This window comes from Acidovorax facilis, from assembly GCF_023913775.1.
GTDB lineage: Bacteria > Pseudomonadota > Gammaproteobacteria > Burkholderiales > Burkholderiaceae_C > Acidovorax > Acidovorax facilis.
Genome location: NZ_JAMXAX010000158.1, coordinates 1 through 12232 on the forward strand (window position 1 = coordinate 1; position 12232 = coordinate 12232).

At 67.0% G+C, this 12232-nt stretch carries 14 protein-coding genes; 13 read left to right on the top strand and 1 reads right to left on the bottom strand.

Translation table 11 applies throughout. The features are described 5' to 3' along the window. Positions 1-98: IS3 family transposase (locus NFX52_RS26690; protein WP_156358539.1), on the top strand; the 98-nt coding region annotated here is incomplete at its 5' end. A gap of 162 nt (positions 99-260) precedes the next feature. Beyond that, positions 261-1145: a LysR family transcriptional regulator gene (locus NFX52_RS26695; RefSeq protein WP_238385605.1), complete on the top strand. Its 885-nt coding sequence runs from the start codon at positions 261-263 to the stop codon at positions 1143-1145. Between the two features lie 84 nt (positions 1146-1229). Here the strand turns inward: NFX52_RS26695 and NFX52_RS26700 are convergent, their stop codons facing one another. Then, entirely contained in the window at positions 1230-1382 is a 153-nt protein-coding gene (locus NFX52_RS26700; protein WP_156358729.1) for a hypothetical protein, read from the bottom strand. A 95-nt stretch (positions 1383-1477) separates the two neighbouring features. Between NFX52_RS26700 and NFX52_RS26705 the strand changes: the two genes are divergently transcribed. The 11 genes from NFX52_RS26705 to trbG form a co-directional block, all read left to right on the top strand. Continuing rightward, a complete protein-coding gene (locus tag NFX52_RS26705) occupies positions 1478-3493 on the top strand; it encodes a conjugal transfer protein TraG (RefSeq protein ID WP_156358734.1) in 2016 nt (671 codons plus the stop codon). Continuing rightward, a complete protein-coding gene (locus NFX52_RS26710; RefSeq protein WP_055398368.1) occupies positions 3490-3948 on the top strand; it encodes a hypothetical protein in 459 nt (152 codons plus the stop codon). The genes NFX52_RS26705 and NFX52_RS26710 overlap by 4 nt, the downstream gene beginning before the upstream one ends. Beyond that, positions 3945-4964, top strand: coding sequence for a P-type conjugative transfer ATPase TrbB (gene trbB, locus NFX52_RS26715; protein WP_055398369.1), 1020 nt, complete (start codon positions 3945-3947; stop codon positions 4962-4964). The genes NFX52_RS26710 and trbB overlap by 4 nt, the downstream gene beginning before the upstream one ends. After that, positions 4961-5317: a TrbC/VirB2 family type IV secretion system protein gene (locus NFX52_RS26720; RefSeq protein WP_055398370.1), complete on the top strand. Its 357-nt coding sequence runs from the start codon at positions 4961-4963 to the stop codon at positions 5315-5317. Before trbB ends, NFX52_RS26720 begins: the two co-directional genes overlap by 4 nt. Next, the gene (locus NFX52_RS26725; protein ID WP_055398371.1) at positions 5314-5598 is read left to right on the top strand and encodes a VirB3 family type IV secretion system protein; all 285 of its coding nucleotides are present in this window, start codon (positions 5314-5316) and stop codon (positions 5596-5598) included. The genes NFX52_RS26720 and NFX52_RS26725 overlap by 4 nt, the downstream gene beginning before the upstream one ends. Positions 5599-5618: 20 nt before the next feature. Further along, on the top strand, positions 5619-8054 hold the full coding sequence (gene trbE / locus NFX52_RS26730) for a conjugal transfer protein TrbE (RefSeq protein ID WP_055398372.1): 2436 nt from the start codon (positions 5619-5621) through the stop codon (positions 8052-8054). Next, positions 8051-8830, top strand: coding sequence for a P-type conjugative transfer protein TrbJ (trbJ, locus tag NFX52_RS26735; RefSeq protein ID WP_055398373.1), 780 nt, complete (start codon positions 8051-8053; stop codon positions 8828-8830). The genes trbE and trbJ overlap by 4 nt, the downstream gene beginning before the upstream one ends. Before the next feature lie 7 nt (positions 8831-8837). Beyond that, entirely contained in the window at positions 8838-9134 is a 297-nt protein-coding gene (locus NFX52_RS26740; RefSeq protein WP_055398442.1) for an EexN family lipoprotein, read from the top strand. Next, entirely contained in the window at positions 9131-10522 is a 1392-nt protein-coding gene (trbL, locus tag NFX52_RS26745) for a P-type conjugative transfer protein TrbL (protein WP_055398374.1), read from the top strand. The genes NFX52_RS26740 and trbL overlap by 4 nt, the downstream gene beginning before the upstream one ends. Positions 10523-10554: 32 nt before the next feature. Then, positions 10555-11259: a conjugal transfer protein TrbF gene (gene trbF / locus NFX52_RS26750; protein ID WP_055398375.1), complete on the top strand. Its 705-nt coding sequence runs from the start codon at positions 10555-10557 to the stop codon at positions 11257-11259. 32 nt (positions 11260-11291) lie between these two features. Further along, on the top strand, positions 11292-12232 hold a 941-nt coding region (gene trbG, locus NFX52_RS26755), incomplete at its 3' end, for a P-type conjugative transfer protein TrbG (RefSeq protein WP_252635892.1).

Consider the following 12232-nt stretch of genomic DNA (forward strand, 5'->3'; position numbering starts at 1 on the left):
ACGACTACATCCGTTGGTACAACGAGAAGCGGATCAAGATCTCCCTGGGGGCCCTCAGCCCGATCGAATACCGGGTGAGTCTTGGACTTGCGGCATAAAACCAGTCCAAGTTTTTATCCGCACCCCCCGCTGATGACAGTATTGCTTCAACGGTGCAATCACTACAGCATGTACATCACCGGTTGATCGCCTTGGGCCGTTCCAAGAGCTCAGGCGAACACCGATCTTCGACTTCTGGTGTGAGTTGAGGCCACGCTGTGATGGAACTCCGCCATCTGCGCTATTTCATCGCTGTTGCGGAGGAGCAGAACTTCACGCGTGCGGCTGAGAGAGTTCACATTGATCAGACGCCACTGTCTCGTGCCGTGCGCGATCTGGAGGAAGAGTTGGAGGTACAGCTCTTCTTGCGCGAGTCACGCCAGCTGCGGATCACGCCAGCAGGCACCAGGCTGCTTGATGAGGCGCGCAAGATTTTCATTCGTATCGAGCGGACCAAGCGCGTTGTCCGAATGACCCATTCACTGTACCAGGCGCCACTGCGCGTTGGGGTAGCCGATGGCATTGCTCAGCAGATGTTGTCTGACTGCTTCACCCGTTGGAAATCTGTCGTGCCGGAGATCCCACTTGAGTTGAAAGAGTTGCGAGCGCGTGAGTTGGCTTCAGCCTTGAGGCGCGAGGAGCTTGATGTCGGATTCTCGTTTGGTGTTCCGCAGGATGACACTATCGCGCAGGATCCCGCGTGGCACTACCGGCTCATGGCGGTGTTGCCCTCTACCCATGAGCTGGCCTCGTCGGCGGTAGTTTCCATTTCTGTGCTGTTGTCGTTCCCCCTGCTTGCCTGTAGCGAACAGCGGATGCCCGGATTGTTCGTGCAGATGCAGAGCATCGTGAGACGCTATACGGAGCGCGCCACCATCGTGGGGGCTGCGGATACAGCTCCTGGTTATGTCACCCGCATTGCATCCGGAGTGGGGGTGGGTCTGGGCGACGAGGGACACACCCAGACCCTGTTGCGCAACGATGTTGTGGTGGCCCCCTTGGCCGAGGACGAGCGCATCACCACCTACGTTCTGTACAAGCGCCAGCGCTTTGGGCTCGCCGAGCCGGTGCAACGTTTTCTTACCCACGTCAGCACTCTGTCGTAAAAGTTACGACAAGCCGGTCGGCCGTACACCTCGGTCGCGCCATTGGCCTTGGACAAGATCGCCGCAAGCCTTGATGCTCCCTGATCAGGGAAGCTGCGGGTTGTCACGTCTTCTGCTCCCCGGAATCCAGCCAGCACCTGCGTCATTGATGGGCGCATTCGCCAGCTTGCGCTGCGCTACGCCGTGATGGGTGTTCCGCGCGACGCATTGATTCCAGACTTCTGCAATGCGTTCCATGGGGTGCGCAGGCGCATGGCGAGCGCATTCACTGCGCCACTTGAAGCAGGGCAGGCATGGCATCTCGAAACGAGACAGGCGAGGCAACGGTGTCGGTGGCCCACACCGGGATCCTGTTCGGCCAGATTGCGGCCGTTTTCGGTGTGGCCTTCGGCGGAGTGTGGGGCGCGACACAGTGGGTCGCGCACGCGCTGGGCCACCAGCCTCGGCTGGGGCCGGCTTGGTTCGGCGTGGCGGGCCTACCGGTCTACGAACCCTGGAAGCTCTTCGAGTGGTGGTACTGGTATGACGCCTATGCGCCCGAGGTGTTTTCTCGAGGCGGTGCCATCGCGGCATCCAGTGGCTTACTGGCCACCGGTGTCGCCATCGGCATGGCGGTGTGGCGTTCGCGCCTGGCCCGGCGTGTCACCACCTACGGCTCTGCCCGCTGGGCCGAACACGATGAGATCGTCAAGGCGGGTTTGACTGGTCCGGCCGGCGTCTTTCTGGGGCGCACACCGGACAAGGAGAGCGGCTATCTGCGGCACGAAGGGCCAGAGCATGTGATGGCCTTCGCGCCCACACGATCTGGCAAGGGCGTGGGCCTCGTGGTACCTACCCTGCTGAGCTGGCCGGGTTCGACCGTGGTCCACGACATCAAGGGTGAGAACTGGACCCTCACCGCGGGCTGGCGCGCGCGTTTCTCCCACTGCCTGCTGTTCAACCCGACCGATGCCCGGTCGGCGGCCTACAACCCGCTGCTGGAGGTGCGGCGTGGTGAGCACGAGGTGCGCGACGTGCAGAACATCGCCGACATCCTCGTGGACCCCGAGGGTGCGCTGGAGCGCCGCAACCATTGGGAGAAGACCTCGCACGCGTTACTGGTCGGCGCCATCCTGCACGTGCTCTACGCGGGCGAGGACAAGACGCTGCGCGGCGTGGCCAACAGCCTGTCCGATCCGGCGTGCCCCTTCGAGGTGACGCTGCACCGGATGATGGCCACGCGACACCTCGGGGAGGGCCCTCACCCGGTGGTTGCCTCGGCAGCTCGCGAGGTTCTCAACAAGAGCGACAACGAGCGCTCGGGCGTGTTGTCCACCGCCATGAGCTTTCTGGGGCTGTACCGGGACCCGACGGTGGCGGCGGTCACTTCGCGCTGCGACTGGCGCATCGCGGACCTGATTTCCACGGCGAACCCGGTGTCGCTGTACCTCGTGGTGCCGCCGTCGGACATCAGCCGCACCAAGCCGCTGATCCGCCTCATCCTCAACCAGGTGGGACGTCGCCTGACCGAATCGCTCGATGGCTCGGACGGGATTGAACGCCGGCACAAGCTGCTGTTGATGCTGGATGAGTTTCCGGCGCTGGGCCGGCTGGACTTCTTCGAGTCGGCGCTGGCCTTCATGGCGGGCTATGGCTTGCGGGCCTTCCTGATCGCGCAGTCGCTCAACCAGATCGACAAGGCCTATGGCCCCAACCACGCGATCCTGGACAACTGCCACGTGCGCATCGCGTTCGCCACCAACGACGAGCGCACCGCCAAGCGCATCTCCGACGCCCTGGGCACGGCGACCGAGTTGCGTGCGCAGCGCAACTACGCGGGGCACCGGCTGGCGCCCTGGCTGGGGCATCTGATGGTCTCGCGCCAGGAGACGGCCCGGCCCTTGCTCACGCCGGGCGAGGTGATGCAGTTGCCGCCCGACGATGCCGTGGTGATGGTCTCGGGCCATGCGCCGATCCGCGCCAGGAAGCTGCGCTACTTTCTGGACCGCAACTTCACGGCCCGGGTGCTGCCGCCGCCGGTGTTGAACGTTGGTCTTTACCGGGACAAGCCGGGTGTGCGGTTGGACGACTGGGGTGCACTGCCCGTGCTGACCGCCCATGTCGTAACCCCGTCCGGCGATGCCGCAGGGTGGGCCGACGAAGGCGGCCACCAGCTTCGGCCGGAGTTGGATTTGACCGTTGAACCGGAGCGAGAACCCGAGCCCGGTGACCTGATCCAGCTCGACGACGAATGCGATGACGACGGAGCGCCGCAGCTGCCGGGTGGCACTGACCGCTCTACTGATCGGAACATGGTGCGCAACGCGCGCCTGGCCGTTCTGGACCCCGATGACGGGATTGCGCTATGACCCGCGCACGGTTGAACATCTTCATTGAGCCCGAACACGCCCGCCGTCTGGAGGACGTGTCGGCACACCGTGGCGTGTCCAAGTCCTCGGTGATCGCGGCGGCGCTGTCGTCTTTCCTGTCGCCCGACGCGATGGACCAGCGCGAAGCGGCCATGGCGAAACGGCTGGACCGGCTCTCACGCCAGTTCGACCGCCTGGAGCGGGACCAGTCCATCCTGATCGAGGCCTTGGCGCTGTATGTGCGCCACTACCTGACCCTGGCCCTGCCGGTGCCGGAGAACCAGCAAGAGGCGGTGCGCGCCCAGGGTCGCGCCCGCTACGCCCAGTTCATTGAACAGCTCGCGCGCCACATTCAGCGTGGACGCAGCCTGGTGCGAGAGATCCATGAGGAGATCGGTCCACTCGATGGTGTGGATGCTGCTGCCGGTGGTGTCGATGGGGAGGGCGCCACATGAAGCACATCGATGGTTTGCCAGACCAGGAGCCCGCGCAGCGCCGCATCCGCATGCTGCGCACGGCCATGGGTCCGGAGATCGCCGCAGCGCTCGAAGACCCCGATGTGGTCGAGGTGTTGCTCAACCCGGATGGCTCTCTGTGGGTGGACAGCCTGGGTGCCGGGCGCGCACCCACCGGCCACCAGATGCCGGCGCCGGTAGCCGAACGCATCATCCGCCTGGTGGCCGCACACGTGCGCGCCGAGGTGCACCCCGGCGCGCCCCTGCTCTCGGCCGAACTGCCCGAGACGGGTGAGCGCTTCATGGGGGCGCTGCCGCCAGTGGTGCGTGCGCCGTCTTTCGCGATCCGCAAGCGGGCGCTGCGGATCATGGGGCTTGCGGACTACGTGGCGAGCGGCGTGATGACCGACACGCAGGTGGCCTTCCTGCGCATGGCCGTGCACGAGCGGCTGAACATCGTGGTGGCCGGCGGCACCAGCACCGGCAAGACCACGCTGGCCAACGCACTGCTGGACGAGATCGCCAACACCCGCGACCGGGTGCTGATCCTGGAGGACACGATCGAGCTGCAGTGCCGCAGCGACGACCACGTGAGCCTGCGCGCCGAACCCGGCGTGGTTTCGATGGCCGACCTGGTGCGCGCCACGCTGCGCCTGCGGCCTGACCGCATCGTGGTGGGTGAGGTGCGCGGCGCCGAGGCGCTGGAACTGGTCAAGGCCTGGGGCACGGGCCACCCGGGCGGCATCGCCACCGTGCATGCCAACTCGGCGGCCGGTGCGCTCGCGCGACTGGAGCAGTTGGTGCAGGAGGTCAGCGTCACCGTGCCGCGAGCGCTGATTGCCGAGGCCGTCAACGTTGTCGTCTTCATTGCCGGCCGTGGACACGCTCGGCGCGTGCGCGAGATCGCGCGCGTCGTCGGCCACGACAGCCTGGGCTACCAGCTCGACACCGCCCTGGGGTCGGGATTCCCTTCGTTTCCTTCCAACCCGTCATCCACCACAGGAGAACCGACATGACGATCCCGCACATTTCCGTAAAACCGTTTCCGCGTACCGCTGGGCGCCTGGCGACACAGGCGGCCATGCTGGGTGCACTGATGCTGGCCGTCGCGCTGCCCGCGCACGCCGCCGGCTCCAGCATGCCCTGGGAAGCGCCGCTGCAGTCCATCCTCGATTCCATCCAGGGGCCGGTGGCGCGCATCGTCGCGGTGATCATCATCATCGCCACCGGCCTGACGCTGGCGTTCGGGGACACCTCGGGGGGATTTCGTCGGCTGATCCAGATCGTCTTCGGCCTGTCGATCGCCTTCGCGGCCTCCTCGTTCTTTCTGAGCTTCTTCAGCTTCTCGGGCGGGGCGGTGCTGGCATGACGGCCCCGACGCAGAACCTGACCGGGTTCGTGGCGGGCTTCGAAGTGCCGCTGCACCGGTCCCTGACCGAGCCCATCCTGTTGGGTGGGGCGCCGCGCACTGTGGCGATCGCCAACGGCACGCTGGCGGCGGCCGTGGGGCTTGGTTTGCAGCTGTGGGTCCCTGGCCTGGTGCTCTGGCTCGTGGGCCACTCGCTCGCGGTCTGGGGCGCGCGCGCGGACGCGCAGTTCATGCAGGTGTTCGCGCGGCACATCAAGCACCGTGTGCTGCTGGACGTGTGAGGCGGGCTGGAGATGCGCTCATGCTGAACCTCACCGAATTTCGCCAGCGCCCCGCGCTGCTGGCCGATTGGTTGCCCTGGGCCGCGCTGGTCGCGCCGGGTGTCGTGCTCAACAAGGATGGCTCCTTCCAGCGCACGGCGCGCTTTCGGGGGCCGGACCTGGACAGCGCGACGCCGGGCGAACTGGTGGCCACCACCGCGCGGCTGAACAACGCGTTGCGCCGTCTGGGATCGGGCTGGGCGCTGTTCGTGGAGGCCGAGCGCCGCGAAGCAGCGGGCTACCCGGACTCGGCGTTTCCGGAACCCTTGTCGCGCCTGGTCGATGAAGAGCGGCGCGCCGGCTTCGAAGAGGCGGCCAGCCACTTCGAGAGCCGTTACCACCTGAGCCTGGTTTATCTGCCGCCAGAGGAAGCGCGCTCGCGTGCGGGCCGCCTGCTGTACGAGAACCACAAAGTCGAGGGTGTGGACTGGCGCGAACGCCTGCAGGCTTTCGTGGCCGAAACCGAGCGCTTTCTGGACCTGCTCGACGGGGTGATGCCCGAGGTGACCTGGCTTGACGACGGCCAGACGCTGACGTGGCTGCACGGCTGCATCTCGGATCGGCGCCACACGGTCGCGGTGCCGGAGGTGCCGATGCACCTGGACACCCTGCTGGCAGACCGGCCGCTGCACGGGGGGCTCGCGCCCATGCTGGGGGAGCAGCACCTGCGCGTGCTCACGGTGCGGGGCTTTCCGACAGCGACCTGGCCGGGGATCCTGGACGACCTGAACCGACTGGGCTTTGCCTACCGCTGGAGCACGCGTTTTCTCTGCCTGGACAAAGCCGAGGCAGAAAAGGAACTGGTGCGCCTGCGCAGGCAGTGGTTCGCCAAGCGCAAGAACATCGTGGCCCTGCTGCGCGAGACCCTGTCCAACCAGGAGAGCCCGCTGGTGGACACCGACGCCAGCAACAAGGCGGCCGATGCCGACGCCGCGCTGCAGGCATTGGGCAGCGACCAGGTGGCCTTCGGCTACGTCACCACCACGGTGACGGTGATGGACCCAGGCGCTGCCGCGGCCGATGAAAAGCTGCGGCAGGCCGAACGGGCCATCCAGGGCCGCGGGTTCGTGACGATTCCCGAGACACTGAACTCGGTGGAAGCCTGGCTCTCGTCGCTGCCGGGGCAGGTTTATGCCAACGTGCGCCAGCCCATCGTCTCGACGCTCAACCTCGCGCACCTGATGCCGGTGTCGGCCGTGTGGGCCGGCCCGGAGCGCAATGAGCACCTTGACGGCCCGCCGCTGATCGTCACCCGCACCGACGGTGCGACGCCGTTCCGCCTGGTCACGCACGTGGGTGACGTCGGCCACACCCTGGTGGTGGGTCCGACGGGCATGGGCAAGTCGGTGCTGCTGGCCACGTTGGCGCTGCAGTTCCGGCGCTATCCCGGCTCGCGCATCCTGGCCTTCGACATGGGGCGATCCCTGCGCGCCACCGTGTTGGGGCTGGGCGGTGAACACCACGACCTCGGGCTGGATGGCGCGATCGCGTTCCAGCCGCTGGCCCGCATTGATCGGGCCGCTGACCGCAGCTGGGCCGCCGAATGGGTCGAAGCGCGCCTGCACCAGGAGGGCGTGGAGGTGGGGCCGGCCGAGCGCGAAGCCGTCTGGTCGGCGCTGGCGAACCTGGCCAGCGCGCCGGTGGAGCAGCGCACGATGACGGGCCTGTCGGTGCTGCTGCAGTCCAACGCGCTGCGCCAGGCCCTGGCGCCCTATGTGCTGGGCGGCGTCCATGGTCGTCTGCTGGATGCCGATGTGGACCGGCTGGGGAATTCGTCCGTGCAGTGCTTCGAGATGGAAGAACTGATGCACAGCAAGGCGGCCGTGCTCGCCGTGCTGGGGTACCTGTTCGCACGCTTCGAGGAGCGTTTCGACGGCGCGCCGACGCTGCTGATCCTGGACGAAGCCTGGCTGTTCCTGGACGACCCGGTGTTCGCGGCGCGCATCCGCCAGTGGCTCAAGACCCTGCGCAAGAAGAACGTGTCGGTGGTGTTTGCCACGCAGAGCCTGGCCGACATCCAGGGTTCGAGCATCGCGCCGGCCATCGTGGAAGGCTGTGCGAGCCGCATCTTCCTGCCCAACCCGCAGGCCACCGAGTCGCAGATCCGGTCCATCTACGAAGGCTTCGGCCTGAACGCCCGGCAGATCCAGATCGTGGCGACCGCCACACCCAAGCGCGAGTACTACTACCAGTCGAGGCTGGGCAACCGCTTGTTCGAGCTGGGCCTGGGGCCGGTGGCGCTGGCGTTCGTCGGCGCGGCAAGCCCCGAGCAGCAGCGCGCAATGGACCGGCTGGTTGCCGCACACGGCTTCACGCACTTCGCGCGGCAGTGGCTGCGCCACTGCGGCCTGGCCTGGGCCGCCGAGCTGATTTCCTCGTTCCCTTCCACCCACCAACCCAAGGAGAGTTCGCCATGAGCGTCAAGACGTCTTTCAAACCCCCGTTCAAATCCCGCTGGCTGGCGCTGGTCGCTGCGGGTGCCATCGCGCTCGGCGCGGCCACGCCTGCCCATGCGCTGTTCGGCATTGGCGACATCGTGCTCGATCCGTCGAACCTGGCGCAGAACATCATGACGGCGGCCAACACGCTGGAGCAGATCAACAACCAGATCAAGCAGTTGCAGAACCAGGCGCAGTCGCTGATGAACGAAGCGCGCAACCTCGCCGGGCTGGATTTCAGCGCGCTGGCCGAATTGCGCGCCACACTCGCCGCCACGAATCGGCTGATCCAGGAGGCGCAAGGCCTGGCCTTCAGCGTGCGCGACATGGAGACGCAGTTCCAGCAGCTGTACCCGGAGTCGTTCAGTGCATCGGTTTCCAGCGCCCAGATGGTGCTGGATGCCCGCAAGCGATGGAACCACTCGCTGGAGGCCCTGCGCACCGCGGCCAAGGTTCAGTCGCAGGCGGTGCAGAACTTCACGGCCGACGAGCAGGCGCTGACGGACCTGGTCAACCGCAGCCAGTCGGCCACCGGAGCGCTGCAGGCGATGCAGGCTACCAACCAGCTGCTGGCCCTGCAGGCCCGTCAGTCCATGCAGGCGCAGCAACTGCAGCTCACGCAGGACCGCGCCGTGGCGCTGGAGCAGGCACGGCAGGTGTCGGCGCACGAACGGGCGCGGGAGGTGCGCCGGCGCTTCCAGGGTAGCGGCACGCCGTACACGCCCCACGCGGTGGACTTCTATGGCCAACCGTGAGGCGAACATGAAACAACTGCTCTCTCTCATCGGCATCCTGGCACTGTCCACTCTGCTGGCCGCCTGCGATAGGCCAAAACCCGCACCGGCCATCGACTCCATTGAGTCGCTGGTGGCCAACCCCGGTCGGCTCAAGGAACTGCGCGCGGCCTGCAAGGCCGACCACGTCGGGGTGGGCGACGCGCAATGCCGGGCGGTGGCCGAGGCGACGCGGCAACGTTTCATGCGCGTGGCACCATCACCCTATGTGGGTGATCCGGTGCGGCCGGGCGTGCCCGCCACGGCTGCGGGGGCTGCGCCATGAACGATGTCGCGGTCATCGACCGCTTCCTGGACGTGTTCTCCCGCTACATCGATTCGGGCTTCGGCCTGCTGGGCGGCGAGGTGGCTTTTCTCACCGCCACGCTGGTGGCGATCGATATGACCCTGGCCGGTTTGTTCTGGGCCATGGGCCATGCCTCGGGGCAGGGCGACGACGTGATGGCGCGCCTGATCAAGAAGGTGCTCTATGTGGGCGCCTTCGCCTACATCTTGGGCAACTTCAACCGGCTCGCGGGCATCGTCTTCAACTCCTTCGCGGTGCTGGGCCTGACCGCATCGGGGTCGGGGCTGACGAAAGCGCAGTTGCTGCAGCCCGGTCGGCTGGCGCAGGTGGGCATCGACGCCGGCCGGCCGATCATGGCGCAAATCGGCGACCTGACGGGTTTTCCGGAGGTGTACGCGAACCTGGACGCGATCGCCGTGCTTTTCCTCGCCTGGCTGGTGCTGATCGTGGCGTTTTTCGTGCTGGCGGTGCAGCTCTTCGTGACGCTGATCGAGTTCAAGCTGGCCACGCTCGCCGGGTTCGTGCTGGTGCCGTTCGCGTTGTGGAACAAGACGGCGTTTCTGGCCGAGAAGGTGCTGGGCCATGTGGTGTCCGCGGGCATCAAGGTGCTGGTGCTGGCGGTGATCGTGGGCATTGGCTCGGGGCTGTTCGGCGAGTTCACCCTGCCGCCCGGTGCCGACCCGAGCATCGACCATGCGCTGGTGATCATGCTGGCCGCCTTGACGATGCTGGGTCTGGGGATCTTCGGGCCGGGTATCGCCACCGGCCTGGTGTCTGGAGCACCGCAACTGGGGGCCGGCGCGGCCGCTGGCACCGCCATCGGGGCGACGGGCCTCGCGGTCGCCGGGGGTGCTGCGGTGGCGGGTGCGGCCTCGGCGGTGGCGGCGGGAGCGCGCATGGCGCCGGGCGCTGCGCGCGCGGCCATCGGGGGAGGTGCTTCAGCCGCCCTTTCGGCGTCGTCCCTGGCCAGCGGCGCCCGATCGGCCTACCAGGCGGGCGCCACTGCGGCCAGCGCTGCCGGGGGTGGCGGCCTGCGCGCGGCAGGAGCAGGTGTCGCCAATGTCGCCAGGGCCGGTGCGAGCGCGGCGGGCCAGCGCGTGGCCGCAGGCGCCCAGGCCGTGAAGGAACGGGTGGCGGACTTTGTGGCCGAGGCGGCGGCACCCAAAGGCGGGGCTCCAGCGGATGCCGCATCCGACGCGGGTGCCGGCGCGTCCGCCTACTCGGTCACCGAACCCGCCTGGGCCCGGCGCATGCGCCATCGCCAGCAGGCCACCCAGGCGGCCAGGACGGCTGCACACGTGCTGCGCTCGGGCGACCACGGTGGCAGCGGTTCCGGGCCCAGCCTGCAGGACCGTTCCAACCCATGACGCCAGAACCTTTTCGATTTCAAGGAGTTTTCATGCGATTCAAACGACCCGGGGTCCGCTACGGCGACACGCCCATACCCGTCACCCCCTACCAGGCGGCCGCACAGGCCTGGGACGAACGCATTGGTTCGGCCCGGGTGCAGGCGCGCAACTGGCGCCTGATGGCCTTTGGCTGTCTCGGCTTGGCCGTGTTGATGGGCGGAGGTCTGCTCTGGCGTTCGGCGCAGTCCATCGTGACGCCCTTTGTGGTGGAGGTGGAGCAGGCCGGGCAGGTGAGGGCGGTGGGGGAAGCAGCCACACCCTACCAAGCAAACGACGCACAGATCGCCTTCCATCTGGCGCGCTTCGTCGGCAACGTGCGCTCGCTCTCCACCGACCCGATCGTGGTGCGGCAAAACTGGCTGCAGGCCTACGACTACACCACCGACCAGGGGGCGGCGACGCTCAACGACTACGCCCGCGCGGCGGACCCGTTCTCGCGCATCGGTCAGCACTCGGTCTCGGTGGCCGTCAACAGCGTGGTGCGTGCCAGCGACTCGTCTTTCCAACTGCGCTGGACCGAACGGCGCTACGTGAGCGGCGAAGCCGCCGGGCTGGAGCACTGGACGGGTGTGTTGTCCATCGTCCTGCAGACGCCGCGCACCGAGGAGCGCCTGCGCAAGAACCCATTGGGCATCTATGTCAACGGCCTGTCCTGGACCCGTGAACTCGACACATCACAAGGAGCCAAACCATGAAAACGCCCATCCATTTCTTGAGTTCCTGGACCATGAGGTCGATTTTTCTGGCGCTGTGCCTGCTGGTGGGCGTGACCGGCTGTGCCAGCCCGTCCCAGCCGCCTCCGGTGATCGGGCTGGATGAGCCCATGCCAGCGCAATTCGTGCCGGAGCCGGACGATCCGGGGTCGTTAGTCCTGCCTCCGCCTGTAGTGATGCCCGGCCAGATCAAGCCGCTGGTGGGCGGCTCCATGGACGACCAGAAACCCGAGCCGGCGGACGAGGCGGTTCGTGTGGCCCGCGCGAATGCGAAGGCACGCATTGCGCCCACGCGAGAGGGTTACGTGAACGCCATCCAGGTCTGGCCTTTCACCGATGGCGCCCTGTATCAGGTCTACACCAGCCCGGGTCGGGTCACACTGATTGCGCTGCAGGAGGGCGAAGAACTGGTCACCGTCTCGGCCGGGGACACCGTGCGATGGATCGTGGGTGACACGGTCAGCGGCGCTGGCGCCTCGCTGCGTGTGAACGTGCTGGTCAAGCCCACGCGTGTGGGCCTGAAAACCAATATGGTGATCACCACCAACCGGCGCAGCTACCTCATCGAACTGTCTTCGACGCCCCAGGCCTGGATGGCCTCGGCGTCCTGGGACTATCCGAAGGACCGACTGCTGGCTTTGCAGAAGCGCGCCCGCGAGACGAGGGAAGCCACGCCGGTGGACACGGGTCTGGCGATCGAGAACTTGCGGTTTCGCTACGCGGTCACCGGGGACGCACCGTCGTGGAAACCTTTGCGTGCTTTCGACGACGGGCGCAAGGTCTACATCCAGTTCCCGGCGGGCATTGCCCAGGGTGAGTTGCCGCCGCTGTTCGTGGTCGGGGCGCAGGGTGATGGGCAGTTGGTGAACTACCGCTTCCGCTCGCCGTACTACGTGGTCGATCGCCTGTTCGGCGCGGCCGAGTTGCGGCTGGGTGGTGTTCACGGAGGAAAACC